We start from the raw sequence: 25,774 nt of genomic DNA, 5'->3' as shown, positions 1-25,774 counted from the left end.
AATTCCTTTATTTACCCGCTTGCCAAAAGCTTCGATTAAGTGTATAATTAAATTCAATCGGAGGAATTTTATGAAGAAATCCATATTGCGCATTGCATTTGTTGTTCTTGTTTTTTCTCTTTTTACGGCAGCTCCCGTTTTTACTCAAAAAGTAGAGGAAGCTGATGTATATTACGTTAATGTGCAGATTTTAAAAATATTCCCTCATCAAAAGGGATATTATGTAATTTACCGCAGAGCCGGTTTGGAAACGGGAGAGGTTTTTATTCCTCATGAATGGTTGACGGCCTCGGACGGTAGGGCGAAAATGGAATTGGTAAATACAAGAGTAAATCCCTATTTATCTTTTTATATTAAAGACGGGAAATTTGACCATATAAAAATTGCAGCACCAAGAGATTTAACAAGCCCTATTTGGGGAGCGCTTGCGGCCCCTCAGGAATACGACTCGAAATTTGAAGGTGTTGAAAGCCTCGAATTAAAATTTTAATTTTAAAAAATAAAGAAATTTAAATTTATTTTGTAAAAATTAATATAAGTTTTTTCTCCCCTGAGGTGGATTCCGTATTGTCTCCTTTGTACGGTTTTCCTTATTTCACCTCGGGGGTTATTTGTATGTAGGTTTGTTTTAGGTGGAATAAATTTTACCGCTTAAAAAGGCTTATAGCTTTGTATACGGTAAAACTTTGCTTTTACTAAGCCGGAGTGCCGTTTACAAGCCGTTTTCAGTATTGTTATGAAACGATGGAGGAATTTAATGCAGGAAAGAAGTGTGGATATAATTAAACCGCCTGTAATTCCGGAAAAGTTAATTAAGTTTTTAAAAGAATACGATAATTTTATCATTGCAGGGCATAAAGAGCCTGACGGTGATTGTATAGGAAGCAGTATAGCTATGGCTCTTTTTTTAAGGCGACTGAAAAAAGACTGTTTTTTAATGTCGGCGGGGCCTTTTAAACGTACCGAAATAAAAAAATATGAGCATCTTTTTTCTTCCGAATTACCGAAACTTGATAAATTTAATTATAAGACTGCGGGCCTTATAATTGTGGATTGCTCCGGATTCGATAGAATAGGAGATATTGCCCCTCTTTTAAAAGATTTTCCATATATAGTAATCGACCACCATGCAACCAACAGCGAAAAATCGGATAATTCCCTTGTAATGACAACGGCTCCCTCCACCACTTATTTAATTCAATCCGTTATAGAAGAACTTGCAGGTGCCGTTACGCAAGAAGAAGCCGAAGCTCTTTTTTTCGGGCTTTGTACCGATACCGGCTTTTTCCGTCATTTGGACGAACGCAGCGCAGAAGTTTTTGCTCATGCTTCAAGGTTGATTGCGGCGGGGGCTAATCCCAAAAAAACGTTTTTGCAAATGAACGGGGGAAAACCCTTTGAATCGAGACTTCTTATTTCGCGCATTTTAAACCGTATGGAAAAGCATTACGGAGGAAGACTTATTACAGCTTATGAAACTTATGAGGACACTCAAAAATACGGGCTTGAAGGACGGGATTCGGATATTTTGTATCAGCTTATTCAGTCTATTGAAGGTGTGGAAGCTATTTGTGTTGTACGCCAGGAGTCTCTTACTCATTGTTCCGTGGGCTTCCGTTCTCTTGACAAGATAGATGTAAGCAGTATAGCTCTTTCTTTCGGAGGCGGCGGGCATAAACAGGCCGCAGGACTTTATATCGAAGGTACAATTAAAGACCTTATGCCTAAATTTATAGAAGCTTTTAAACCTCAAATGCAAGGTTAAATTTGTTATGGAATTGCGCGAAGATTATAATCTCGGAAAACTTTTAAAATACGAAAATGTTGCATGGTTTGATGAGGCTTCCAATATCGTCAGGATTTTGGATAGAAGAATTTATCCGTTAAAAGAAGAGTTCGTTATTTGTAAAACTTGCGAAGATGTTGCAAGGGCCGTTTCCGATATGGTTACTCAAAGCGGAGGGCCTTTTTCCGCAGCTGCAATGGGAATGGTTTTAGCCGCTTTTCAATTTAAAAATTTGCCTAAAAAACAATATATAGAAAAAATGAGGTATGCGGCACGGCTTATAGCTTATGCGCGGCCGACTACAAGTGCCGAGATGGAGCGCTGCACATCGGAATCTTTTAAGGTTTTTAATACATTAGTCGAAAAAGATGTGTCTTCAAAAGATATTATATGCGCTTTAAAACTGAATGCGATAGAGCAAAATAACCGGCGTTATAAAAAAAATACGGCGGCGGGAGCCGCCTTTGCGAGTCTTGTACCCGATAATTCTTCAATATTAACGCAATGCTTCGGTGAAACTACCGTGGGAGGCTTTTTAAGGCGCTTTAATGAAACCGGTAAAAAGATAAAAATTTTTTGTGCCGAAACAAGGCCTTTTTTTCAAGGAGCCAGACTTACCGCAAGTTTAGCTTTAGATATGGGCTTTGATGTAACCGTCATTACCGATAATATGCCGGCTTTTTTAATGGCGGAAAAAAAGATAGATTTTTGCGTTTCGGCGGCGGACGTAATTACAATGGACGGTTATATAATAAACAAAATAGGTACGCTTCAAATTGCCGTTTGTGCGAAGTATTTCGGCGTTCCGTATTATGCGATAGGTTTTCCGGATAAAAAATATCAAACGGTAAGCGGGGTAAAAATAGAATACCGTAATCCGGAAGAAGCCTTATACGCAATGGGTGTGCGTACGGCTTTTCCTTCTTTTTCGGAAAATTCAGGCGGCGTTTACGAAGGGGTAAAAGGTCTTTATCCCGCCTTTGATATTACGCCGCCTGAATTATGCACCGGTATTATTACAGGTTCTTCTTCTCTTTTTTAAACCGTCTGAATTCAAAAAATAAGTAAATTAAAGCGCAGGTATTAAGAACGGTTAAAACCGCAAGAGTTTTACTTGGCCGTTTTGTTTTTCCTGTCGGCAAAACCTTTGCGGAGCCTTCTCCGCTTTCTTCATAAGAGGGCTCCCAATAAGCTACATGTCCCGCTCCGTCTTCCGCCATTGCGGAAACCACTTCAATTTTAGGGTCGAAGCGGTATAGACCGTTTTCATCAACGGTTCCTTTTTGAATTTCTTCCGTGCCTCCGTCGGAATAAAGCGTAACTGTTGTTCCTGGTGTAAAGCCTCCTCCGTCGTACTCTACCTTAAACACTCCCGGCTCTATTAAGTCAAGGAACATGGCATGAGCAAAAAGGGAAACGGAACAGGCCGCACAAAACAATAGAATAAATATATTTTTTTTTCATTTTTAACTCCTTTTGTATTATTTAAACCATTCGGGTTTTGCCTTTAAAATAAGGCGGACGGCAAAGCCGGTAAGAACGGCTTCTACAAGCATAATTACGGAGTGTGAAATGAAAAGAGCGATAAAAGTTTCTTTTGCAAATTTCCCTCCCGTAAGCAACAGTCCGGATAAAACCGCAACTACAAAAATAACCGATAAGCCTCCTATTACGGCTCCTTTTAAAAAGACATTTTTTGTTTTCCATTTTTGAAAAATAAAAAACGAAAGATATGAAGAAATCGAAAGCATAAGCGTATTGGCTCCGAGCGTCGTTATGCCGCCGTGCTGAAAAAGAAGAGCTTGCAGGAGCAGGGCGGGGAAGAACGCCAGAGGGGCCTTAAAACCTGCGATAATTCCTATAAGCCCGCACATAAGCGGGTGTACCGAACTTGGCGGTATGGGAATCATAATTAAAGATATGGCAAAAAATGTTCCCGCCATTAAACTTATTTTAGGTATATCTTCTTCCTTTGTGCCTTTAGCTGCAAGCGCTATACTTACGGCTGTTGCCGCATAAGTTACGGCACATACCGTAGTCGATAAACCTCCGTCCGAGATATGCATAAAAACTCCTTTGTAGTATAATCGTTCAGAATTGTACTTCTAAATAATTATACTACAAATTGCCGAAAAATACAATCTTATAAAAGTACGCCGGCAGAAACAAGTTTATTTTTTACTTTAAGTTTTTATTCCGCTATCTTGCACAAATAGAAATTATGTTATAAAATAGTATGTAGGTTAGAAAAACTCTTGTAATTATTTACAGGAATTAATCGGAGGAAAAAAATGAGTGCAAAAATTATCGACGGTTTTCAGATAGCGGCGGATTTACGAGCCGATATTGCAAAAGAAGTTGAAGAAATTAAAAAACAGGGTGTTCAGCCCACATTGGCGGTTATTTTAGTCGGTAACGACCCGGCTTCCCAGTCTTATGTAAAAGGAAAAACAAATGCTTTGCACGAAGTGGGAATGAACGACAGAACCTTCCGTTTAGCCGAAACTACAACGCAGGAAGAATTAATTAAACTTATTAAAGAGCTTAACGGTGATAAATTCGTAAACGGTATTTTGGTTCAGCTTCCTTTACCGAAGCAAATCGACCCCGATTCGGTAATTGAAGCTATAAGCCCGGAAAAAGATGTAGACGGATTTCACCCTGTAAATGTAGGAAAGCTATTACTCGGTCATGAAACCTTTATACCCTGTACCCCGCACGGAGTTATCCATTTACTGAAAAAAGCCGGAGTTGAAACAAAGGGAAAAAATGCCGTGATAGTGGGTCGTTCAAACATAGTAGGAAAACCTCTTTCGGTTCTTATGATGAATAAAGATGTAAATGCGACCGTAACGGTTTGTCACAGCGGAACAAAGAATTTGGGTGAAGTTACAAAGCAGGCTGATATTTTGGTTGCCGCTATGGGTAAACCGAAATTTATAACCGCCGATATGATTAAACCGGGAGCGGTTGTTATCGATGTAGGCGTAAACAGAATTGACGACAGTACAAAAAAATCCGGCTTCAGGCTTGTAGGCGATGTAGATTACGAACCTGCATGCGAAATCGCTTCCGCAATTACCCCCGTTCCCAGGGGAGTAGGGCCTATGACAATTGCCATGCTTGTTGCCAATACGCTAATTGCGGCGAGAAGACAAAACGGAATAAAATAACTTTAATACAACAATTTAGGTACTCACAAATTTGACATATTTTTTTGAAACTTACGGCTGCCAAATGAATCAGGCCGAGTCCTCTTCAATGGAGCAGCTTTTAATAAATTCCGGCTGGACTTCCGCGCCGGATGCTGAACATTGCGACCTTCTCATTATAAATACCTGCTCGGTGCGTATAACTGCCGAAAACAGAGTGCTCGGCAGGTTAGGGCATTTTTCCGGATTAAAGAAAAAACGGAAATTTTTTGTTCTCTTGATAGGCTGTATGGCGGAACGCCTTTACGAAGAAATTCAAAAAGAATTTCCTCTTGTCGATTATGTTGTCGGAATGTTTGAAAGGAATCTTCTTCCGAAAATTTTTGACGAAATAAAAATACGTGTAAGCGATGACGATTATCTTTCGGAATTTAAAGGAAAAAGTATAGACGAAAAACCGGTTTCGGGCTATCATTTTGCACAATTTTCCCATAGTCCGAATGCCTTTCAAAGTTTTGTTCCCATTATGAACGGCTGCAATAATTTTTGCACTTATTGTATTGTTCCTTATGTCCGCGGCAGGGAAGTATCCCGTCCCGTCGATGAAATATTAAACGAGATAGATATTCTTTCAAGAAAAGGAGTCCGCGAAATTACTCTTTTAGGGCAAAATGTAAATTCTTATTGCGGAACGGTTTCACGGATAAATGGTGAAAACGGCGGAAATAACACTGTAGATTTTCCGGATTTATTAAGATTGATTGCAAAGCGGGCGGAGGAAAAAGATTCCATCAAGTGGATTAGATTTATGTCGAGCCATCCTAAAGATATGTCCGATAAGCTTATAGAGGTAATTGCTTCGGAACCCCGCGTATGTAAACTTGTACACTTGCCCGTGCAGCACGGTTCGGATAAAATTCTAAAACGCATGAACCGGGTTTATACGATAGAACATTATAAAAACAGAATTAAAAAATTAAAAGAAACCGTACCGGATTTGGCTTTAAGCACCGATATTTTAATGGGGTTTCCGGGAGAAACCGAAGACGATGTGGAAAAAACTCTTTCTTTAATGCGCGAAATAGAATTCGATTCAGCCTTTATGTATCATTATAATCCGCGTGAAGGAACAAGGGCTTTTAATTTTCCCGACAGAATAGAAGAAAGCGTAAAAATTGAAAGGCTTGGGCGTGTAATAGACTTACAGCTAAAAACCACCGCAAAAAAAATGCAAAAGCGTTTGGGTAAAAAACTTTTTGTTTTAGTAGAATCGCATTCGCGGAATAACAAGGAAGAGCTTTTCGGTCATACGGAATTCGGCGAGATGACCGTAATCGAAAACAGCTTTCCGAACGGACTGCCTGAATCGCTTATAGGAAATTTTGCCCTTGTAGAATTAAAAGAAATTAAGGGTAAAACTTTTAGAGCGAGACTTATCGAAGAAGATTAAAAGATATTAAGGGTATTTTATAAAAGTTATAACTTTTTTTAAAATACCCTTATTTTTATAAAATCTTAACTCTTTTAACCGTTAGCGGGATATCCTTAGCTTTTCGTTTATTACATAGCCTTTTCTGTCGCGCTTCGGACTTTTAGGCATTTCCCATACGAAATGATTCGTGTGCAAAAGGCTGTGTGCCTTATGGCTGTTGGGTTTTCCGAAAAAATTATCATATAAAGTTTTTATATCCGCGTTTTCATGCGAATAGCGCAGCTTTGAGTTTTTATCAATAAAATAAAGGTTTTGCCCTCTTTCAAAAGCCAACTCATATCCGTCATGTATGGGCTGTCCGCCGCCGCCTACACAGCCTCCCGGGCATGCCATAATTTCTATAAAATCATAATGTTTTTCACCCGATTCTATGGAATCTATAAGGCGTCTTGTATTGGCAAGTCCGCTTGTTACCGCGATTCGTAGGTCCGTACCCTTTAATTTAAACGATGCTTCAATAATGCCTGAATCCTTTAATGAAGAATTTCTTACAACATTAAAAGCGTCGGGAGGGCAATTTTCTCCCATTATCGCATAATATGCGGTGCGTAAGGCGGCTTCCATAACGCCTCCCGTGGTACCGAATATAACTCCTGCACCGGAAACATCATGAAAAAGTTTATCGGGCTCCGTTTCTTTGATAGTATGCGGAAGTATATGAGAAGCCTTAATCATTCTTATAAATTCTCTTGTAGTAAGAACACAGTCCATATCATGACCTGCGTACTCTTCGTAAAACAGCTCCATATCGATTTCACTTTTTTTTGCGACACAGGGCATAACGGCTACGGAAAATATATCTTCAGGTTTTTTGCCTATTTTTTCCGCAAAATAAGATTTCATAACGGCTCCGAACATTTGCATAGGAGACTTTGCGGAGGAAAGATAAGAAACCAAATGCGGATATTGACTTTTTATAAAGCGTACCCAACCGGGGCAGCATGAAGTAAACATCGGCTTATCTTTAAGTTCTCCTTTTGAAAACCTTTCAATAAATTCATAAGCTTCTTCCATAATCGTTAAATCTGCCGAAAAGCATGTATCGAAAACATAATCCGCGCCCATTTTTTTTAAGACACCGAATATCTTATTTACCGAGGCATCTTCTATTTTAAGACCTATTTGTTCTCCCCAAGCCGTGCGTATTGCAGGAGCAACTTGAACAACAACTGTTTTATCGGGGTCGGCAACCGCTTTCCAGAATTTTTCCGTATCGTCTCTTTCCCGTAAGGCTCCGACCGGACAATGAGTAATGCATTGTCCGCATAAAGAGCAATCCGCTTCCGCTATTGTTCTTGAGCCTGAAACGTTTATTGTTGTTCTTGCTCCGGTTCCTTCCAATTCCCAAATATTAAGGCTTTGAATTTTATCGCATACTTGTATGCAGCGCATACATTTAACACATTTTTTTGAATTTCTTATAAGAGGGAAATTTTTATCCCACGGTTGTTCTTCAAGCTGTTCTTCGTATAAAACTTCCTGAATATTTAAGCTGTTTGCCAAAGTTTGTAAGGTGCAATTTCCGCTTCTTACGCAAGTTGCACATTTGCAGTCATGTTGGGATAAAATCATTTGGACGGTTCTTTTTCTGTCTATACGTACTTTGGGACTATTGGTATAAATAACCATACCTTCTTCAACCGTATTATTACATGAAGTAATCAGTTTATCTTTTCCTTCAAGTTCGACTACGCAAACGCGGCAGGCGGCAATTTCATTTATTCCTTTTAGAAAGCAAAGTTTCGGAATAGGAATTTCGGCTCTTTCCGCAGCTTCCATAATAGTCATTCCTTCATCGGCGGTTATTTTTATGTTATCTATAGTTATATTTACCATAATCGTTCACGTCCTCCTTTAAATATTCCGAATCCGAAGTGGTCGCATTTTAGGCAGCGGTTGGATTCCTGATAGGCTTCTTTTTTACTCATACAGTGTTCAACTCCGTCAAAATCTTTGATTCTTTCGCAGGCCTCTCTTTCTCCGAGTTCCACCCGTCCGCAGGCAACGCGGTCATCGATATTTGGAGCGGGTATTTCAACATCGCATGTTATAATGTGTTTAAAGCCTAAGTATTCATCGATGTTAGCCGCCATAACTTTTCCGGCCGCAACGGCTTTTATTACCGTGGCGGGCCCCGAAGCGCAGTCGCCTCCTGAAAATAATCCAGGCAAACCTTTAAAGCCTCCGTTAGGCATTGTAAAAAGTTTGCCTTTATCGGTCGGTATTCCCGAAGCTTCGTAATATCGGGTTTCAATATCCTGTCCTATTGCAACTACAAGAACTTCGCAGGGAATAAATATATCCGGCTCTCCGGTAGCAATTACGGATGCCCGCCCGTCTTTTATACGGGAAATCATTTGCGGAGTAACCCAAACTCCTGTCAGTTTTCCGTCTTTTATCTCAAGTTTTGAAGGAGCTTTTAAAGTCATCATTTCAACGCCTTCCGCTAAGGCTCCTTCAACTTCGGCGGGAAGAGCCGTCATATCCGCAGTACGGCGCCTATAAATACATGTTACTTTTTCTGATTTTAAGCGAACTGCTGTCCGCACGGCGTCCATAGCAACATTTCCGCCTCCTATTATTGCGGTCTTTTTTCCTTTTAAATTCATACCCTTATTCATTCCGGTATCTCGAAGGAATTGAACTGCGGAAATAACGCCTTCGGAGTTTTCTCCTTCAAGTCCCAATTTTTTGTCTGTCGAAGCTCCTATAGCTATTACTACGGCATCGTTATTTTTTATAAGCTCATTAAGGTCTATATCCGTTCCTATTTTCGTTCCGTTAATTATTTTAACCCCCGTTTCAAGTATGGCTTGAATATCTTCATTTAATCTGTTTTTGGGTAAGCGGTAATTGGGTATACCGTAGCGCAGCATACCGCCTAGTTCGGGGAGCATTTCATATACTGTGGTTTGGTGTCCCATTAACTGAAGATAATAAGCTGCGGAAAGTCCTGCGGGGCCGCCTCCTACTATCGCTATTGTTTTTCCTGTAGGCGGAGCGCACGGCGGCGGCGGAACTTTTCCTGCAAACTCTACGGCAACTCTTTTTAAACCCCGTATATTGACGGCACTGTCTACCATATTCCGTCTGCATCTATGCTCGCAAGGATGTTCACAGATAAAAGCGCAAGTACTCGGAAAGGGATTGTCTTTTCTGATTAGTCTGACGGCATCTGCATATCGGCCTTCTCTTACAAGGGCTATATATCCCGGAATATCTACATTTGCGGGGCAAAGGGCCACACAGGGGACGGGCTGAGCTGTAATACAACCGCATCTTCCGTTTCTTACATGGGCTTCAAAATCTTCTCGGCAATATATTATACTTTTATAAACCATATCGGCGGCTTCATACCCCAAAGCGCAATCGGCCGTTTCCCTGATTGTTTTTGAAGTTTCTTCAATAAGGTCCAGGGTTTCCATTGAAGCTTTTCCGTTCAGCACATCCGTTAAAATATGTTTTAATTGTAAAAGACCTATACGACATGGAACGCATTTACCGCAAGTTTGTGCATGACACATTTCGATAAAAGCGCGTGTTATATAAACAGGACAAAGTCCCGGCGGACTGGCCTCAATTCTATGTTGAAGATTTTTATAAAGCTCTTCAATTACAAGTTGAGATTTGTTTTGTGAAAATATTTCAAGCCGGCTCATTTGCATACTCCTTATGGCATAACTTACTTACCGCTAAATTTTTTATAAGTCTGCATTGTACAGTATGTAAAAAAAAATAGCAAGGGTTTTATAAATTATTTATAGCGGTAAACGACTTTTTTATAAGTTGAAGTCATTTATGTTAACGAGAGGAACTTCTTTACCTGTAGACTTATTAAATAAGTTTTAGTATAATGCCCTTGCATAAATTTAATTTATATAAGCGGAGAAAACCCGATGTTCAGTAAAAGAATTCAAAAAATTAAAAAAATAGATTCGTATGCAAAAGTAAATTTTATTATTTTATTTTTTGTTGTTCTTTTAATTTTCAGTATTTTGTTTGCTACCCGTGAAAAAATTATAAATTATTCTTACGGTCCCGTTGAAAATTTTAAAACAATGATAACCGTTATTTCGGAACCCGTAACGATAGTAGGGGAGGGGAATGAGGGGGTCTTTCTTCAAAACAGAACGATAACTTTAAGTCCGTATAAAATAGGAAAATATGAAGTGTCTTTTTCTTTTTGGAAAGAAATTTATGACTGGGCTGTAAACGAAAGCGGGTATAAGTATAATTTTCACTCGCCCGCACAACCCGGAATTTATATGACGGCAAGCAGCAGGGTTGACGCTTTTTATGAAATACCTGAACTAAAAAAGAAGGCTGAAGAATCGGGAGCCGAATATAAAACGGTAGAATGCGGATTTTATCCTGCAACGAAAATGTCATGGAGCGATGCAATTGTTTGGTGTAACGCTTTAAGTGAAAAAGAAGGCCTTGACCCCGTATATTATTATAACGGTCAGATTATACGCGATGCGCTGGATATTACAAAAAGCGAAAATCCTGAAGTAAGATTAACGGCTTCAGGTTATAGACTTCCGAGCGAAGCGGAATGGGAATTTGCGGCCAGAGGCGGAGATATGTCGGCTCCGGATTGGAATTTCGGATATGCGGGTACCGACGATTTTTCCGTAATTGACGATTATGTATGGCATTCTGGTAACAGTTCTTTTTTTAATTTAGGTGCGGAAAGCGGAATTATCGATATTCATCCTGTAGGCCAAAAAAAACCGAACAGGCTTACACTTTATGATATGTCGGGGAATTGTTGGGAATGGTGCTTTGACAGGTATAATGCACGTTCTGCAGGAGAGTTTACGAATCCTATGAATAGGACCGGTGCCCGTTCCCGTATTATAAAAAGCGGTTCCGCCAAAAACATACCTGCATTTTCAAGGGTAACATCTTGGGGTTATGCAACGCCTGTAAATCCGGGATATATCTTGGGTTTTAGGCTTGCACAAAGTATTACAAAGTAAATCACACAAATTGACGGCAAAAATACACATAAAAATTTAAGCGCATTATTTATTGCGCAAAGAGGAATTATTTATGGAAGTAACTGAAAACGAACAATCTGTAAATGCTATTTTTAAAATTGCGCTTGCCGCAGCCGAGTTATTGGTCAGAAACGGAGCGGAAATGCACAGAGCGGAAGAAACTATTTTAAGGATATGCGCTTCCCGCGGGATTTTAAACCCTGCGGTTTCCGTAAGCCCTACGGTAATTTTAATCGGAGATGACACAAGGGACGGTGCTACATATATTAAAAATATAAAAAGCCGGGGCAGCAATATAAAGAAAATATCTCTTGTAAACGATTTTTCAAGAAAATTTACGGCCGGAGCTATAGAACCTAAGGACGCAATGGAGATATTGAAAAATATCGATAATCAAAAAGGGTATCCGTATTATTTAATTTTAATAACCGCAGGGGTAGGCTGCGGTATTTTTTCCATGCTGCTTGGCGGTACCGTAAATGATTTTGCAGTTACCTTTTTAGCTACCTTGGTTGCAGTATATTTAAACGATAAAATTACCGCATTTTCAAAGACTATCTTTTTAGGAAATTTCGTTGCAGGTTTTTTTGTAGGTATAATAACAGTAATTTTTTATCATATAGGATTTGTAAAAAATTTGGATTTGATAATAGTAGGGGCTGTCTTATCCTTAGTTCCGGGCGTTGCTTTTACTTCAGGTATCCGCGATTTTATTTTAGGCGAATTGATTTCGGGCCTTGCAAGGACTTTGGAAGCCGTATTGGTAGCGGTTGCAATAGCCTTCGGTATAGGTGCGGTATTGTTTGCATATTCCCTTTTCGGAGGAATTTAATGCCTTTATATGTTCATTTTATTGCATCATTTATAGCAAGTTTTTGTTTTTGTTTTTTGTTTAATGTTCCGAAAAAGAATACTTATTTAAGCGCCCTATGCGGAAGCATTTCGTGGGGAATCCTCATATTTTTACAGGAACATGGAGTAAATTATATTTTTGCGGTTTTAATAGGAGCCCTTGCAGTAGGAATCCTTTCGGAAACATTTGCAGTATTACAAAAAGCTCCTGTTACCTGTTTTATAGTTATAGGAATAATTCCTCTGGTACCCGGCTTTAAGGTTTATAAAACAATGCTTTATTTTGTAACCGACAGGCTCGATAAGGGAATTGCGGAAGGAGTTCAAGCTCTTTTTATAGCGATTGCAATATCCATAGGCTTAACCATTTCTGCATCGGGGCATACCTTATATAAAATATTAAGACGGAAATTAAAGCGAACTAAAAAATAATTTTTATATTCTTTTTATAATTATTATTTGTAAGAGCCGTACGGGATATTTTTTTTCTTGTATAAAATTAAAAAAGAGAGTTTTATTCCGTACGTTTTTTCCAAACTTTGTTTTGAACGGTCCATCGGCATAATCCGGACGTCTCGTCTTCAAAAAAATCAAAGTCTGCGTAATACCATGCCTTACATCGAAGGACTGTAAATACGGGAGTAAGTGTTTTTAACTTTAAATTATTTATTTGCGAAAGAATGTAATCCGCAAAACTGTCCGCTTGTCCCAATACGAAACCTTCGATTTCATTAAACTTAAAAGAGTTTACGCATGGGCGTATTATTAACCCCTTGTGTGAAACGGGGGGAAGTATTTCGATTAAGCTATGTTCTTGTGAGGTTTTAAAAACGGGAACGGTTTTTCTAAACGGAAAATTAAGTAAACTTTGAATTAACCTTTGTTCTTCGGATAAAATCGCCATAAGATTATCGGGTAAAAATAAGCATCTTTCAATCATTTTGCATAATCCCGTATTTTCTGGTTAAAATTTTTAAAAAGACCGCTGTTAAATTTCTTTTCGGCTCCTACGGTAGACGGAGGACCGTAGGCAGGCATTATGATTGTATCATCGGATAATGACATCAGTTTTTTTTGTAAATTGCTTTGAAGATTTTTTGCGGCATATATGTTGGAAGTTTTACCCATCATACCGGCAGATAAAGAAGCCCCTATAAAAACCGTATTTTCAATTTGGAACATATAAGAATCCGCAGCATGACCAGGTATAAAAAAATATTTTACCTGAAATCCGGCAGCTTCCGTAACTCCGTCCCCGCGTAAGGCTATCGTTTTTACATTATCGATAAGAGGATTTCCCGCATAAACATCTGGAGAATAAATTTTTAAAATTGTTTTAAGTCCGTTTTCGTTTGATTTTCTGTGATTGCGCGTAATAAAAACCGCCGAAAGGTTAAAATTATTTTTTTCTATTTGACCGATTAAAGCTTCCGTAATTTTACACGGGTCTATTATTAAGGCTTCTTTCGTATTTTCGTTTCCTATAAGATACGTATTTGCAAAAACGGAAGGAGCAAAGTGAAAATAAATTTTCATTCCGACCTCTCTCCTTCGGTAAAAGTCGCTTCACGTGTGTTTGAATATTTAAAGGAAACTTCATTTTGCCGTGAATATAAAAATACCGTTTTTTTTACATTACAATTTTGAAAAGAAGTATAATTTAAATTTGAAAACATAAACCTTGAATTGTACAGGTCGGAATCGTTAAAGCAAACTTTTTCTGTTTTTATTCCGTTAAAATTATTTTGCAAAAGTTCGGAATTTTTAAAATTGGTATTTGTTATTTCCGAACCTGCAAAGGTTGAAAACTGAATATCGGAATTTTCAAAATCGCAGTCTTCTATTTTGCAAAAATCGAAAAAACACATTCTCATATTTAAATTTTTAAAATTACAGTTTTTAAATTTTCCGTAGGAAAAATTGCAGCCCGTAATTTTTTTTTGTGAAAAATCTACACCTATAAATTCAAACCCTTTTAAATTAAAACTGTGAATATTTTTTGCAGTTTTTAAACTATCGGTAAAACAGGCGTATTCCGGTTTTTCACAGGCTTTAAACATCGTAACCTTCCTTTGTTCAGCAGCGGATTAAAAAAGCCTTATCAGGCAAATTTTGCATAAACTTAATTCATTATAGCCCGTAAAAAAAAATATTGCAAGCACAGTCTTTTTTTAAGTAAAGGGCACTCTTTTTAGATTAAAAAATGAATTTACGGGTTTATTTATACTTAAACTTTTCTTACATATTTTAGAGATATTTTTATTTTCTTACTTAATATCGCGGCTTTTTTTGCCGATAATAAAAGAGTATTGGAGAAAATGTTTTGCGTACGGGATTTAAGATACTTATCAGTTTAGTTATTTCTCTTGGATTTTTTTACCGGATTGGTATTTTTTAAAAAATTTCAGGATATAAGTCTATTATAGAAACGGAAATTTATCAGCCGGCTGTCCTTAATGCCGTTTATGATAATCTTGGGAAAATTGCCGAAAGCTCCGAACAGTGGCATTCCAAGAATAAGAAAGAATTTTCAGGGTTTATTGAAAATGAGGCCGTTAAAAGATGTGTACGGCAAGAGCAGTCTTCTCTTGACATAAAAATGGTAAGCGATGCCTCCGTAAAGTTAATTTCTTCCGTTCCGGGGCTTACGGGAATCCGTATAATCGACGGTGAAACGCAAAAAATTCATTTTAGTACAATCTCAACGGATATTTTAAACAGCTCCGACACGTTAATTTCATACACAAAATACGGAAAAGACGAAAAAGATGTGCCGTTTCAATTTATTTCCGTAGGAAAAGAAGAGCAAATAAAAATTACGGCGGATTCCAATACAAATTCTTTTTTATACAGCTTTCCTTTTTTCGATTCTTATGACACATATAGGGGAATTGCCGTTTTTTATGTTTCGGAAAAAGCGTTTTTAAAAAAGCTTATAAGCGAAAAAACTCTTTCGCTTACCGATAATTTAACTTTATTATCCGATTCGATACATTCCACTCTAGGAATTTTAACGGGAATGCCTTATTCCTCTTCTCAGGAATTAAAACCTCGTATTATTTCAACTTGGAAAAATTCTCCCGAAGTATTTAACATCGTTTCATTAAATAACAATGATGAATGGATTTTGGTAAGCCGTCCGTCGTCTTTCGGTTATACCGGACAAATTTGTGAAAAAACGCTTTTTTTATTTCCTCCGGCCGTAAAATATTTTTTAACCTTTGCCGCAGGGATAACGGTATTTCTTATTTCGTTCCTCTTGCTTAATATAAAACAGGATAAATTTGATATTGTTCACACAAAAATTCAAAAACTCCATTTGGCAATTTTGCAAAATTATATTAAAAACAGTGAAAGCAAAAACCGTAAAGAGCTTCAACAGGAATTGGAATACCGAAGACATGACGCCAATTCGGAAATAAAAAAGGGGCTTGGTAAACGGTTTTTAAAAAAGAACGGTAAAAAAGTCGATGAATTTTTACAAAAAAATTGGGAAGAAATATTTTCCGTAATAAACGGAAAATTTGCCGAAAATGAGGTAAAGGCTAAAAACGCGTCTTCCGATTCTTCAGGTTTAAAAATTGATAATGAAGAACTTGCGGCCTTATTAAGGCAAATTATTGCAGAATCAAAATCGGGCAATTTTAATGCGGCTCATACGTCTTTTACAAAATCGGAAAGAGAGGCGGGCTCGGCTCATATAGAAGAACTTAAAAAAACGGAGGAAGCGGCGCCTGTTGAAGACCTTGAAGAGGCGGCGCCTATTGAGGAGCTTGAAGAGGCGGCGCCTATTGAGGAGCTTGAAGAGGCGGCGCCTATTGAGGAGCTTGAAGAGGCGGAGTCTGTTGAAGAGCTTAAGGAGGCGCCTGTTGAGGAAATTGAGGAGGCGGAAGCGCTTGAAGCTATTGAAGAGTTTGAAGAAGCGGCGCCTGTTGAAGACCTTAAGGCGGAACCTATTGAAGAGCTTGAGGAGGCGGAGCCCCTTGAAAATCTTGAGGAAATTAAAAATGAAAAAACTCAAACCGGTTTCGGCGGAGAAACAAAAAGCTCTCCGGAAAACCTTGAGGAATTGGCGGAAGTCTGTGACCTTGAACCTTTGAAAAAAGAAGATGAAACCGCCGAAGAACTTGTAGAACTCGATAATGCGGAGCCTTTTGAAGAGTTGGCGGCTGTTGATAAAGTTGTAAAAACCGTTTCTCTCGGCCGTACGGAATCTTCCAATGAGCAGGATAAGCAAAAACCGGAAATAATAATAGAAGAGTTTACCGAAGATTTACCCGACTTTAACAGTCCGGAAAGTTTTGAAGAAATCCCCGTATCGGGAGAAGATAAACCCGTAAAAGCCGTTTCGGAACTTGATGCGGCCGAACTTGTTGAAGACCTTACGGAAAGCGAGCTTAAAGAAATTCCCGTCATTGAAGAACTTAAAGAATTTGACGGGGCAATGTCATCGGACGATATAAACCTTGACGACCCTATGCAGCTTTTAAATGCAACAGGGTATACAATTTCAGGCTTGGATTTTTCGGATTTAAATATTCCTATTTCCGAAATAAAAAGTGCCGAAGATGAAATTGAAGCTGAAGAAGTAAGATACTTGGACGGTGAATACGATTTTCAAAAAGCTATGTGGGGAAGATATAGAGAGTCCAATGTGAAGGAATTTTTAGAAATTTCAGGAGGATTGGAAATTCTTCCTCTTTTAGATGAAGCTGACGAAAGAACCATTATAAACGAGGGCGGAATTTTCGTTATAAAAAAGAATGAAGGTGTAGAACCTGCAAATAAAGATTTTAAGGCTCTTGTTGATTCGGTATTAAAATAGGATTTTCAATGCTTAATGCAAGATATAAAAAAATAATTTTCTCTTTAATTTTTATTGTATGTATTATTTTTTGCTTTGCTTCCGATGAAGAAGATAATCCGTGGTTATATTTAAAAGCTATTCAGGAAAGTTATAATGATATCGTTGAAGACTTTTTTTTCGATTCCGAAGCAAACGATTGGTGTATTAAAATACGGGGCTCTTATTTATATTGGGCATCAGGCAGGCTTTTGCCTAAAAATCATTCTTCAAAATGGATAAAATGGAATCCTTTTATATCGTATTTTTATCCTGAAAACGTTCCGAATCCGCAGGATTATCCTGAAAACTTTATCGAAGCCTTAAAACCCAAATCTTTAATAAAACACAGGAGGTATGAGCCTTCGCCTAATTATTCCTTTCATCATCTTGTTTATCAGGGTAAGACAAAACGTGAAATTATAAAACAGCTAAAAAAAATTAAATTTTTCGGAATAGATATTTGGATACATAAAAGAGTTGCGGAGCCTTTAAAAAGAATCGAAAAGAAAATTATTTTGTTACAAAAAAACAGTCCGGAAGTACGGTTATTTGTAAAAAGCATAGGCTCATGCTGGGGGTTTAATTGGCGTGTAATTGCGGATTCCGGAAAACTCAGCAATCACTGTTGGGGAACCGCAGTGGATATTCTTCCTAAAAATTACCGTAATAAAAAACTTTATTGGTTTTGGGAAGCCGTACATAATGATAATTGGATGAAAGTTTTGCCGCATAAACGCTGGAATCCCCCCGATTCCGTTATTAAAATTTTTGAAGATGAAGGTTTTATTTGGGGCGGTAAATGGACTCTTTGGGATAATATGCATTTTGAATACCGTCCCGAACTTTTATATATACGCGATTTTTTCCTTTCTCAAAATCCGGATAAATTGACAAAGTCCGTAAAAGCGGATAAAGACAATGCGGTACATAAGACTGAAAAAAACTACGGCGGTACGGCTGCTAAAAAAGGCTCCGCAGCTTCTCCCATTTTCGATGCCGTAGTAAATACGGCAAAACTTATAATGCAATTGCAATATTTTATAGAAGAAACGGAATATAGATATGAGAGTGCCGCCGACTATTTTAAAGCCGAATTGACTGAAAAACACGAAGATATGGAACCTCCAGTTCCCGAATATGCGGAAGAAATGAATGAATAATAGCCTTATCTATTCCACTTTTTGACTTATTTATGTTATAATTTTTTCCGTTTATGAGTTCTTATATAGTTACCGCCGAAAAAATGGTTTTCGGTGCATCATGTATTACATCAATCGGCGGAAAAACGGTATTTATTCCGTATTCATTGCCCAACGAAACGCTTAAAATCTTTATAACCAAAGAGCATAAAAATTATTCGGAAGCAAAAATAGAAAAAATCTTAAACCCTTCCGTTCATAGGGTAAAACCCGAATGCCCTTATTTTTATGATTGCGGAGGATGTAATATGCAAATTGCAAACGATGCGTATCAAAAAGAGCTGCGGTATGAAGCGGCTCTTGAAGCCCTTGATAGGGCTTTAAACCGGGGCGGGGGAGAAAGGCTTAATATACGGTCCGATTTTATTTCGGGTAAAAGTTGGGAATACAGAGCTCGGTTTCAATTCCATATAACGGAAAACGGGCCGGCACAAAAAAAATATAACAGCTCTTCTTTTGTTCTGATAAAGGATTGCCCGGTCGCCCTTCCCGCAATCAGAGATTTTTTGAGGCGGGAGGTAAAAAATTCGGAATTTTTTCACGGTACCGTATTTAAGCCGGGTGAAAGGATTCATCTTTTTTCTTCGGACGGAAAAATTTTTACGGGGAACGGCTCGGAAGATTGCAGCGTAAAATTATGCGGAAAAATATTAAAATTTAATCCGCTGGGCTTTTTTCAGTCCAATTTGGAAATGACGGAAAAACTTATTGATACCGTTTTGGTTGAAGTTTTAGGTAATGTTAAAACATTGGATAGAATTTTGGATTTTTATGCAGGCGTAGGCACTTTTTCGATATGTGCAGGTGATGCGGCAAAGGAAATTCATCTTGTGGAACATAATAAGCACGCTTTGAATTATGCAAAAGAAAATTTCAACCTTAAAACTTTAGGAGAAAACCGCCGTACGAAAATTTTTTATCATGCAATTGACGGGGCGGCTTGGGCAAAAACGAAAGCTTCCCGTCTTTTTTTCAATCTTGCTTTTATAGACCCTCCGCGCAGCGGTATTGACAGCGCTTCGCTTAATTGGTTTTGCCGAAGTAATATTCCGCTTATTTGCTATATTTCATGCGACCCCGTAACATTTGCGCGCGATGCCGCAAAACTTATCGGTTCAGGCTATAAACTGAAAAAACATTTTATCTTTGATTTTTATCCTCAAACTCACCATGTCGAAACTTTAGGAATTTTTGAAAAATACAAAAGTTAAAAAGTGTTTTCTTTAAATTCCTTATCGGTAATTTCAAATTTGAAATTTTCGTTTTTTAAATCGGATAAATGCGAAACGGTATTATCTTTAAAAAAGAAAAACGCTTCGGCTTCGTACTCCGGTTTTTCCAATTCGTTTAAAAGCCTTTGACTTTTTTCTCTGCCCAGAACAAAACAGGCTGTGGAAAGGACGTCCGCATAAACGGATTTTTTACATAAAATCGAAACGGCGTTTAAATCGTTTTTTACGGGATATCCCGTTTTTGAATCTAAAATGTGATGATATAAAACCCCTTCTCGGATAAAATAGCGTTCGTAGTTTCCGGATGTTACAAGTGAGCGGTCCGTAACTTCCATATTCATTATCGAATTATTCTTTCCCAAATTGGGATTTTTTATGCCTATTTTCCAATTTTTATTTGAAGGATTTTTTCCTATAACCGAAATATTTCCGCCTAAATCTATGAGAGCGTTTTTAATTCCTGCACTTACTATAAGTAAAGATGCTTTATCCGCAGCATAACCCTTTGCTATTCCGCCGAGGTCAAGACGCATACCTTTTTTCCGCAAAAAAATCGTTTTATGCTGCGAGCCGTTTTCACTTAAAATAATATCCCGATAATCTAAAAGCGGTAAAACGGCTTCGATTTTTTCTTTTGAGGGGATAAGCTCTACATCCCCGTTTTGCTTATCGGGATAAGCCGTTTCCGCTTCGTTAAAGCCTATGTTCCAAAGTTTTACCAAAGGCCCTATTGCAGGGTTAAAAGCTCCGTCCGTCTTTTCCGCAAAAAATATCGAGGTTTTTACCAAAGAATAAAGCTCTTCGGAAACTTCTACGGGTTCAATTCCGGCAAGTCGGTTTACTTTTTCAAGTTCTGAAATTTCATATTGGTTCGTATGCTGAATATCGGAGTTTGCATTAAAAAGAGATTCAAGACGGAAAAGCTCCGTAAAAACCGAATTTAAAATTTCGTGCGCCTCTTTTTCGGGTTTTTCGGTTAACAGTCTAACTCTGCAAACGGTACCCAGTACGGCATCGGTTTTGGCGTATTCTTTTAATTCTTGCGGATAGTGAGAAAAAAACAAAACGAAAAAAAATAAAACGGCAAAAAATAAAATAAGTACCGCGTAAAACGGTTTGAATTTTTGTGAACTCATAGGTTATTGCCTTTTTTCGTTCGTATTTTGTTCGGTAGAAGTTTTCCGCTGCTGTATGTTTTGCATTATAAACGTAATTGCAAGTCCTATTCCGCTGCAAACTATAAAAGCATCTGCGGCGTTAAATGTAGGCCATCGTTCCATACCGAAAATTCCGAAAAATTTCACATCTATAAAATCGACTACACCTTCGCTTCTGAAAAACCTGTCCAAAAGATTTCCGAAACCGCCGCCTATTATTCCGCATACAAACCAGCGTTGCAGTTTTGTAAATTCATCGGATTTAAAATAAAAAACAATCAATATAATTAAAAATATTACAGGTAAAGCTCCTAAAAAAAGGCGGCGGGAAAGCTCTCCTAAATCCGCTCCGAAGCTGAAAGCCGCTCCTAAATTATAAACCAGACGTAAATTTAAAAAATCGCCTAGAAAAGAGCGAAATATGGAATAAGGTTCCATATACTTTACAACTAAAAATTTACTGATTTGGTCGACTGCAATTACAATTGCGGTCAACAAAAACGGAAGAAATAACTCTTTTTTGTTTTTCATTGAATTTTTCCTTACATCATATAGAGATTGTGTTCTTTTGACCGGCGCGTATTTACATAGCGTGTAAGATCGGTCATATTTTGTACGATTATTCTGTCATCATAAACGGAAATTCTTCCCTGGTCTATGAATTTACGAATGCTGTCTTCGGTTTCTTCTTTTGAAATTCCTGCCCATCTTGAAACTTCATCTATTGAAATATCGAAGGTGCGCATTTCAGTAGAACGGTCGATATTAGGCGTTGTTTCATCAAGCATTAAAAAAACATCGGCAATTCTTGCCGATTTATCTTCTATAGTTAAAATCATAAACCTGCGTTTTTGCGTGTAAATGCGCTTAACAAAGGTTTTTAAGAGCCTCATTGCAATTACGGGATTTCCGGTCATTAAAATTTCAAAATTCTCTTTGTTGAATTCGAGTGCGGTTACTTCATCATAGGCAATTGCCGATGCGGAGCGCGGCGAGTTATCCAAAATAGCCATTTCACCGAATATTTCGCCCGGTTGTAGAATATCCAAGTTTTTTTCAAAACCGTTTATAATTTTTATAAGCTGAACACGTCCCGATTGAATTAAATAAAATGAAGAGCCTGGTTCAAATTCGGAAAAAATAACCGAACCTTTCGGGAATTTTTTTGCAAACCGCGAAAAAGAAGAAAAAAGATCCGACATATTAAACTCCTTCCATCAGGTCCGAACATACCGCTTGAAGCTCTTTTATTTTTTGAGTTAACGGAGGGCTTGCAAGCAGGGCGGCTTTGTCGTAAAAGGCGAGCGCCTTATCCGGCCTATTCATATTTTGATAACAAATACCTAAATACATTAAAGCGTCCGCAATTTTAGAGGATTTCGGGTTTTGAGATATAAAACCGGTTAAAAGCTGTAAGCAGCGTACATATTCTTTTTGCTCTAAAAGGCATTTTCCGGCTCCTATATAGGCTTCCTGTGCAATATCTCCTGAAGAGCCGGCTTCTATTATGTAATGATATTGGTCATAGGCCTCATCATATTTTCCTTCCGAAAATAGGTCTCCTGCCGTATTTAAAGAAAGATAAAGCGTTCCGTCATCACTTGAAGCATTTTTTTCAGGCTGTGCGGAAATTTGCCCGGCTTCGTTTTTCCCTTCGGTTGTTCCGAAAGTTCTTCCGGCTACTTCCGAAGCGCTGCGTATAATCTGTTCCACCTGTGTAATATATTTTCCGTTAGGATAAATTGTTTTGTACCGTGTTCCTACCTGTCCGGCTGCATGATAGTGCTGAGAACCGTAAAAAGCATTCATAACGTTAAAAAGCCCTTCTTCCGGGTTTGATTCTTCTTCGCTGTCTAAAAGAGAAGATAACTGTCTATGAATGGACCTTAACTGTTTGGAAAAAACCTTAATCATCTGTAAAATAATTCTGGTGTTTGATTGGGCAAAAGCTTCGAATTCCTTGCTCGTAAAAGAGTAAACAAGAGAATCCGTTAAAACCATAGCGCTTTCTTCCCTGGGGAAATTACCTAGTGCGGATTTTACACCGAAAAATTCTCCCGTTTTTATGTAATCGGTAACTTGAGCTCCGGTTTCTATATCTATAGAAGTAAGTGCGATATTTCCCGTCTTTAACAAAAAAACGCGCTCGTCAAAATCTCCTGAGAAGTAAACTACCGAATTTGCCTTGTAACGAATAGCCTTAGGCATCGCAGCCTCCAAAACTAAAAAATGCTTATAGCTATTATATCATATTTGTCAATAAAAACCTAGTCCTTGATTTGACTTTTTTATAAATAAAATTTGATAAAAACAGTTGAAACTATTTGATTTTTTTTATTTATTGGGGTATAATTGTTCTATGGCACAAACTCAAAAACTTTTAATCGATAAAGATAAAATCGAAACGGCGATTAGAATGGGCGTTCCTATTACGGTAACGTCCTATACCTTGCCCAAAGAAATGGAAACGTATATTGCCGATGTAATTACGGAATTTTTAAAACAATTACATCACAGCGATATGGTTGATTATGTAGTCTATTGCAGCAACGAGCTTTCGACTAATGCTAAAAAAGCAAATACGAAACGCTGCTATTTTAAAGAAAAAAGTCTTGATATTTCCAAGCAAAACGATTACGAATTGGGTATGTCCAAATTTAAAGAAGATACGCTTTCTAATTTGGAATATTACCTGACTTTGCAAAAAAAAGCCGGACTTTATGTAAAGGTTTCTATGCAGGTAGTACAGGATAATTTTATTTTGGAAATTTCCAATAATTCTCCTATTACACAGCAGGAATTTAAAAGAATTTTCGACAGGCTTGTTCGGGCAAGGCAATTTTCTTCTCTTGATGAAGTATTTACTCAAGTTTTGGACAGCAGCGAGGGCGCCGGTTTGGGGCTTGTAATTATGGTTTTAATGTTAAAAAAACTCGGGCTTAGCGAAAAGGCTTTCAGTATAGATGTTGTAAACGGAGTAACTATAAGCCGTGTTACAATTCCTTTAAGTACCGGTTTAAAGAAACAGGCGGAACCTCTTACAAGAGCAATTGTAGAATATATAAATGAAATTCCTCAATTCCCTGAAAATATTATGCAAATACAAAGGGCTATTAACGACCCCGATTCGAATATGCAGCAAATTGCAACTCTTATAAGCGGAGATATAGGGCTTGCTACGGACCTTTTAAAATGCGTAAATTCTACGGCGTTCGGCTTGGTAAAGCCGTGTATGGATATTGCGGAAGCCGTAAAACTTATGGGTCTTAGAGGAATCCAGAATTTGCTTTATTCGGTAGGAACCGTTAAACTTTTGGAAACGAACGAAAGCGAGCAAAGACAAATTTGGGAAGACGCTTATAAGTTGGCATTTTTTTCGTTTAATACTGCAAAACTTACAGGTAAAAGAAACCTTGTGGAAAATGCTTATGTTTGCGGGTTATTGCATAATTTAGGTAAAATAATTCTTCAACTGATGTACCCCGAGCTTATGTTAAAACTTGCCGAAATTCAAGCTGAAAGAAATATTTCTCCTCAAGTTATGGATATGATTATGAGCGGAATGGAACAGGCCGAAATAGGAGCGGCTCTTGCGGAAAAATGGCATTTTCCTACACCGATTGTAATAACAATCCGCTATAAAAATAATTTTGAAGCGGCTCCGGAAGAATATAGAGAGCTTGTTGAAACTATCAGATTGGCTGATTTTATGCTTAATTATTCGCAAGGAAATATAGAATTTTATCAAATACCTAAAGTATTATTGGATAAGTTTAAAATAAAAACCGAAGAACAGTTAAAAGTTATATGTAAACGTTTTGAAGAGGCAGCAGATAAATAATTAAAATATATAAAAATTCTATTTAAAGTAGGTATATCGTTTTATATACGGGTTTATTTACCGTTTTCTTTTTTCATTAAGTACTTTTCATAGAAATCGGACTTTCTTTTAATTTCGGCATTTAACCGTTTTAAGCCTTTTTTCTCAAGTAAAGTTTTTTCTCCTGAAAAAAGAGAAATTCCCAATCCCAGCCCTTTTGCATTGAACCCTATTCCCATGCTTTCCACAATTGTGGGAAATAAATCAAAGGTTGCAAAAAGGCGGTTTTTGTTTTTATTTGAGGTTTTCGCCGAGTTTATAAAGACATTATAGGTATGTCTTTCCTCCAATTTTACCGTAATCGGATATAAGTCTCCTCCCATATAAAGATGGTCTCCGGCAATTACTATCGTAGTGTTTTTATAAAAATCCTGCGTTTTTGCCCATTGTATAAAATCATAGGCTTTTTTTGAGGCTCCCGCATATACATTATGAATTTTTTCAAAATAAGTATCGGGGCATTTTTCATCTTTGTACCCTGAAGGAGAATGAGTATCGGCGGTAAAGAAAATATAAGCGAAAGGCTTATCTTCTTTTGCAAGAGCGCTTATATCTTCCCGCGCAAACCGATAAAGTTTTTCATCTTCAAAACCCCACCAAACATTGTAGTCTTTTGGAAGCCTGCCTTCTTGTTTGTATTCATAAGAAGTTTTTACTTTAAAGTTTTTGTGGTTTTCGAGAAATTGGCCCAAGCAGCCGAACTCTTTATCGGAAGCCATACTGAATACCAGGTTATATCCGTTATCGTATAATAAATCGCCTAAACCGTAACCTCCCGTTATAAAGTTATTTATTTTAAATTTTGAAAAATTAATTTTATAATCTTCGAACGGACCTATTGAACCTATGGGAGGAATTTGCAAAATAAGGGGAATTCCCATATTAAGACATACTAAAGATGCAATTGAATGAGTAGCTCCCGCCGTTTGTGTTGCTCCGCCGAGTTTTTCCCCATTGCTAAAGGATAACTCATTTTCCGCCAGTTCAGTCAGCTCCGGAATCAGATTGTTTTTTAAAAGACCTCCGTATTCTTTAGATGTTGCCGTTATTTCCATTGATTCCATATAAAGAATAATCAAGTTTCTTTTTTTTTCGGGAAAGGTGAATTTTACTTTAGCCGGATTTATGTAGTTTTTTTCATAAAGCGTACTTGAGGGCTGCATAATGTAATAAAT

24 protein-coding genes are annotated in these 25,774 nt (G+C 37.7%); 12 read left to right on the top strand and 12 right to left on the bottom strand.

All coding sequences use genetic code 11. The features are described 5' to 3' along the window. Positions 1–70: 70 nt before the first annotated feature. The 3 genes from DYQ05_RS10985 to DYQ05_RS10975 all read left to right on the top strand — a co-directional run bounded on the left by DYQ05_RS10985 (position 71) and on the right by DYQ05_RS10975 (position 2,828). Positions 71–490 carry a hypothetical protein gene (locus DYQ05_RS10985; protein ID WP_020966086.1) on the top strand — a complete coding sequence of 140 codons (420 nt, stop codon included), beginning with the start codon at positions 71–73 and terminating at the stop codon, positions 488–490. 267 nt (positions 491–757) lie between these two features. After that, entirely contained in the window at positions 758–1,765 is a 1,008-nt protein-coding gene (locus DYQ05_RS10980) for a DHH family phosphoesterase (RefSeq protein ID WP_206183430.1), read from the top strand. 7 nt (positions 1,766–1,772) lie between these two features. Next, entirely contained in the window at positions 1,773–2,828 is a 1,056-nt protein-coding gene (locus DYQ05_RS10975) for a s-methyl-5-thioribose-1-phosphate isomerase (protein ID WP_252723365.1), read from the top strand. On the opposite strand, the gene DYQ05_RS10970 is transcribed toward DYQ05_RS10975, so the two are convergent. Together DYQ05_RS10970 and DYQ05_RS10965 are read right to left on the bottom strand one after the other, a co-directional pair. Further along, a complete protein-coding gene (locus tag DYQ05_RS10970; protein ID WP_252723364.1) occupies positions 2,803–3,156 on the bottom strand; it encodes an Ig-like domain-containing protein in 354 nt (117 codons plus the stop codon). The genes DYQ05_RS10975 and DYQ05_RS10970 overlap by 26 nt on opposite strands. 111 nt (positions 3,157–3,267) lie before the next feature. Beyond that, positions 3,268–3,852, bottom strand: coding sequence for a CbiM family transporter (locus tag DYQ05_RS10965; RefSeq protein WP_206183429.1), 585 nt, complete (start codon positions 3,850–3,852; stop codon positions 3,268–3,270). A 225-nt stretch (positions 3,853–4,077) separates the two neighbouring features. Here DYQ05_RS10965 and folD point away from each other — a divergent pair, with 225 nt between their 5' ends. Both folD and miaB read left to right on the top strand, forming a co-directional pair. After that, the gene (gene folD / locus DYQ05_RS10960; protein WP_206183428.1) at positions 4,078–4,959 is read left to right on the top strand and encodes a bifunctional methylenetetrahydrofolate dehydrogenase/methenyltetrahydrofolate cyclohydrolase FolD; all 882 of its coding nucleotides are present in this window, start codon (positions 4,078–4,080) and stop codon (positions 4,957–4,959) included. A gap of 31 nt (positions 4,960–4,990) precedes the next feature. Continuing rightward, positions 4,991–6,388, top strand: a complete 1,398-nt coding sequence (gene miaB, locus DYQ05_RS10955) for a tRNA (N6-isopentenyl adenosine(37)-C2)-methylthiotransferase MiaB (RefSeq protein ID WP_020966080.1) — start codon at positions 4,991–4,993, stop codon at positions 6,386–6,388. Between the two features lie 81 nt (positions 6,389–6,469). On the opposite strand, the gene DYQ05_RS10950 is transcribed toward miaB, so the two are convergent. Together DYQ05_RS10950 and DYQ05_RS10945 are read right to left on the bottom strand one after the other, a co-directional pair. Continuing rightward, complete coding sequence (locus tag DYQ05_RS10950; protein ID WP_024469678.1) at positions 6,470–8,266, bottom strand: [FeFe] hydrogenase, group A; 1,797 nt, start codon at positions 8,264–8,266, stop codon at positions 6,470–6,472. Further along, positions 8,260–10,089, bottom strand: coding sequence for an NAD(P)-binding protein (locus DYQ05_RS10945; RefSeq protein ID WP_024467233.1), 1,830 nt, complete (start codon positions 10,087–10,089; stop codon positions 8,260–8,262). The genes DYQ05_RS10950 and DYQ05_RS10945 overlap by 7 nt, the downstream gene beginning before the upstream one ends. Before the next feature lie 237 nt (positions 10,090–10,326). On the opposite strand from DYQ05_RS10945, the gene DYQ05_RS10940 reads away from it, so the two are divergent. The 3 genes from DYQ05_RS10940 (at position 10,327) to DYQ05_RS10930 (ending at position 12,717) form a co-directional block, all read left to right on the top strand. Beyond that, entirely contained in the window at positions 10,327–11,412 is a 1,086-nt protein-coding gene (locus tag DYQ05_RS10940; protein ID WP_024469679.1) for a formylglycine-generating enzyme family protein, read from the top strand. 73 nt (positions 11,413–11,485) lie between these two features. Beyond that, the gene (locus tag DYQ05_RS10935) at positions 11,486–12,265 is read left to right on the top strand and encodes a threonine/serine exporter family protein (RefSeq protein ID WP_024468151.1); all 780 of its coding nucleotides are present in this window, start codon (positions 11,486–11,488) and stop codon (positions 12,263–12,265) included. Continuing rightward, positions 12,265–12,717: a threonine/serine exporter family protein gene (locus tag DYQ05_RS10930; protein ID WP_020966075.1), complete on the top strand. Its 453-nt coding sequence runs from the start codon at positions 12,265–12,267 to the stop codon at positions 12,715–12,717. Before DYQ05_RS10935 ends, DYQ05_RS10930 begins: the two co-directional genes overlap by 1 nt. Positions 12,718–12,799: 82 nt before the next feature. Here DYQ05_RS10930 and DYQ05_RS10925 read toward each other — a convergent pair whose 3' ends face one another. Genes DYQ05_RS10925 through DYQ05_RS10915 form a run of 3 tightly spaced genes read right to left on the bottom strand, consistent with a single transcriptional unit; the run spans position 12,800 to position 14,345 of the window. Beyond that, positions 12,800–13,225 (bottom strand): hypothetical protein, encoded by a 426-nt coding sequence (locus tag DYQ05_RS10925; protein WP_206183427.1) that lies wholly within the window; start codon positions 13,223–13,225, stop codon positions 12,800–12,802. Beyond that, positions 13,222–13,821: an MBL fold metallo-hydrolase gene (locus tag DYQ05_RS10920; protein ID WP_206183426.1), complete on the bottom strand. Its 600-nt coding sequence runs from the start codon at positions 13,819–13,821 to the stop codon at positions 13,222–13,224. Before DYQ05_RS10920 ends, DYQ05_RS10925 begins: the two co-directional genes overlap by 4 nt. After that, entirely contained in the window at positions 13,818–14,345 is a 528-nt protein-coding gene (locus DYQ05_RS10915) for a pentapeptide repeat-containing protein (protein WP_206183425.1), read from the bottom strand. Before DYQ05_RS10915 ends, DYQ05_RS10920 begins: the two co-directional genes overlap by 4 nt. A gap of 341 nt (positions 14,346–14,686) precedes the next feature. On the opposite strand from DYQ05_RS10915, the gene DYQ05_RS10910 reads away from it, so the two are divergent. Genes DYQ05_RS10910 through DYQ05_RS10900 form a run of 3 tightly spaced genes read left to right on the top strand, consistent with a single transcriptional unit; the run spans position 14,687 to position 19,541 of the window. Next, a complete protein-coding gene (locus tag DYQ05_RS10910) occupies positions 14,687–17,110 on the top strand; it encodes a hypothetical protein (RefSeq protein WP_493666651.1) in 2,424 nt (807 codons plus the stop codon). Between the two features lie 8 nt (positions 17,111–17,118). After that, the gene (locus DYQ05_RS10905) at positions 17,119–18,291 is read left to right on the top strand and encodes a M15 family metallopeptidase (protein ID WP_020966069.1); all 1,173 of its coding nucleotides are present in this window, start codon (positions 17,119–17,121) and stop codon (positions 18,289–18,291) included. 53 nt (positions 18,292–18,344) lie between these two features. After that, positions 18,345–19,541, top strand: a complete 1,197-nt coding sequence (locus DYQ05_RS10900; RefSeq protein ID WP_206183423.1) for a class I SAM-dependent RNA methyltransferase — start codon at positions 18,345–18,347, stop codon at positions 19,539–19,541. On the opposite strand, the gene DYQ05_RS10895 is transcribed toward DYQ05_RS10900, so the two are convergent. Genes DYQ05_RS10895 through DYQ05_RS10880 form a run of 4 tightly spaced genes read right to left on the bottom strand, consistent with a single transcriptional unit; the run spans position 19,538 to position 22,927 of the window. After that, a complete protein-coding gene (locus DYQ05_RS10895) occupies positions 19,538–20,698 on the bottom strand; it encodes an FAD:protein FMN transferase (protein ID WP_206183422.1) in 1,161 nt (386 codons plus the stop codon). The genes DYQ05_RS10900 and DYQ05_RS10895 overlap by 4 nt on opposite strands. Positions 20,699–20,701: 3 nt before the next feature. Beyond that, positions 20,702–21,250, bottom strand: coding sequence for a signal peptidase II (gene lspA / locus DYQ05_RS10890; protein ID WP_020966066.1), 549 nt, complete (start codon positions 21,248–21,250; stop codon positions 20,702–20,704). A gap of 11 nt (positions 21,251–21,261) precedes the next feature. Beyond that, the gene (locus DYQ05_RS10885; protein ID WP_020966065.1) at positions 21,262–21,921 is read right to left on the bottom strand and encodes a Crp/Fnr family transcriptional regulator; all 660 of its coding nucleotides are present in this window, start codon (positions 21,919–21,921) and stop codon (positions 21,262–21,264) included. A gap of 1 nt (position 21,922) precedes the next feature. Further along, the gene (locus tag DYQ05_RS10880) at positions 21,923–22,927 is read right to left on the bottom strand and encodes a cyclic nucleotide-binding domain-containing protein (RefSeq protein ID WP_024469782.1); all 1,005 of its coding nucleotides are present in this window, start codon (positions 22,925–22,927) and stop codon (positions 21,923–21,925) included. Between the two features lie 151 nt (positions 22,928–23,078). Between DYQ05_RS10880 and DYQ05_RS10875 the strand changes: the two genes are divergently transcribed. Then, the gene (locus tag DYQ05_RS10875) at positions 23,079–24,560 is read left to right on the top strand and encodes an ATP-binding protein (protein WP_024469781.1); all 1,482 of its coding nucleotides are present in this window, start codon (positions 23,079–23,081) and stop codon (positions 24,558–24,560) included. A gap of 53 nt (positions 24,561–24,613) precedes the next feature. Here the strand turns inward: DYQ05_RS10875 and DYQ05_RS10870 are convergent, their stop codons facing one another. Further along, positions 24,614–25,762, bottom strand: coding sequence for an LTA synthase family protein (locus tag DYQ05_RS10870; RefSeq protein ID WP_252723363.1), 1,149 nt, complete (start codon positions 25,760–25,762; stop codon positions 24,614–24,616). Between the last annotated feature and the right edge of the window lie 12 nt (positions 25,763–25,774).

The sequence above is a fragment of the Treponema pedis genome (genome assembly GCF_017161325.1).
Taxonomy (GTDB): domain Bacteria; phylum Spirochaetota; class Spirochaetia; order Treponematales; family Treponemataceae; genus Treponema_B; species Treponema_B pedis.
Note: the sequence above shows the minus strand (reverse complement) of the source record. Positions and strands in the feature narration are given on the sequence as shown.

What these genes read in the sequence shown, in the direction of transcription:
- DYQ05_RS10985 (WP_020966086.1), top strand. Translation starts at nt 71, where the DNA reads ATGAAGAAATCCATATTGCGCATTGCATTTGTTGTTCTTGTTTTTTCT.
- DYQ05_RS10980 (WP_206183430.1), top strand. Translation starts at nt 758, where the DNA reads ATGCAGGAAAGAAGTGTGGATATAATTAAACCGCCTGTAATTCCGGAA.
- DYQ05_RS10975 (WP_252723365.1), top strand. Translation starts at nt 1,773, where the DNA reads ATGGAATTGCGCGAAGATTATAATCTCGGAAAACTTTTAAAATACGAA.
- DYQ05_RS10965 (WP_206183429.1), bottom strand. Translation starts at nt 3,852, where the DNA reads ATGCATATCTCGGACGGAGGTTTATCGACTACGGTATGTGCCGTAACT.
- folD (WP_206183428.1), top strand. Translation starts at nt 4,078, where the DNA reads ATGAGTGCAAAAATTATCGACGGTTTTCAGATAGCGGCGGATTTACGA.
- DYQ05_RS10950 (WP_024469678.1), bottom strand. Translation starts at nt 8,266, where the DNA reads ATGGTAAATATAACTATAGATAACATAAAAATAACCGCCGATGAAGGA.
- DYQ05_RS10945 (WP_024467233.1), bottom strand. Translation starts at nt 10,089, where the DNA reads ATGAGCCGGCTTGAAATATTTTCACAAAACAAATCTCAACTTGTAATT.
- DYQ05_RS10940 (WP_024469679.1), top strand. Translation starts at nt 10,327, where the DNA reads ATGTTCAGTAAAAGAATTCAAAAAATTAAAAAAATAGATTCGTATGCA.
- DYQ05_RS10935 (WP_024468151.1), top strand. Translation starts at nt 11,486, where the DNA reads ATGGAAGTAACTGAAAACGAACAATCTGTAAATGCTATTTTTAAAATT.
- DYQ05_RS10930 (WP_020966075.1), top strand. Translation starts at nt 12,265, where the DNA reads ATGCCTTTATATGTTCATTTTATTGCATCATTTATAGCAAGTTTTTGT.
- DYQ05_RS10925 (WP_206183427.1), bottom strand. Translation starts at nt 13,225, where the DNA reads ATGATTGAAAGATGCTTATTTTTACCCGATAATCTTATGGCGATTTTA.
- DYQ05_RS10920 (WP_206183426.1), bottom strand. Translation starts at nt 13,821, where the DNA reads ATGAAAATTTATTTTCACTTTGCTCCTTCCGTTTTTGCAAATACGTAT.
- DYQ05_RS10915 (WP_206183425.1), bottom strand. Translation starts at nt 14,345, where the DNA reads ATGTTTAAAGCCTGTGAAAAACCGGAATACGCCTGTTTTACCGATAGT.
- DYQ05_RS10905 (WP_020966069.1), top strand. Translation starts at nt 17,119, where the DNA reads ATGCTTAATGCAAGATATAAAAAAATAATTTTCTCTTTAATTTTTATT.
- DYQ05_RS10900 (WP_206183423.1), top strand. Translation starts at nt 18,345, where the DNA reads ATGAGTTCTTATATAGTTACCGCCGAAAAAATGGTTTTCGGTGCATCA.
- DYQ05_RS10895 (WP_206183422.1), bottom strand. Translation starts at nt 20,698, where the DNA reads ATGAGTTCACAAAAATTCAAACCGTTTTACGCGGTACTTATTTTATTT.
- lspA (WP_020966066.1), bottom strand. Translation starts at nt 21,250, where the DNA reads ATGAAAAACAAAAAAGAGTTATTTCTTCCGTTTTTGTTGACCGCAATT.
- DYQ05_RS10885 (WP_020966065.1), bottom strand. Translation starts at nt 21,921, where the DNA reads ATGTCGGATCTTTTTTCTTCTTTTTCGCGGTTTGCAAAAAAATTCCCG.
- DYQ05_RS10880 (WP_024469782.1), bottom strand. Translation starts at nt 22,927, where the DNA reads ATGCCTAAGGCTATTCGTTACAAGGCAAATTCGGTAGTTTACTTCTCA.
- DYQ05_RS10875 (WP_024469781.1), top strand. Translation starts at nt 23,079, where the DNA reads ATGGCACAAACTCAAAAACTTTTAATCGATAAAGATAAAATCGAAACG.
- DYQ05_RS10870 (WP_252723363.1), bottom strand. Translation starts at nt 25,762, where the DNA reads ATGCAGCCCTCAAGTACGCTTTATGAAAAAAACTACATAAATCCGGCT.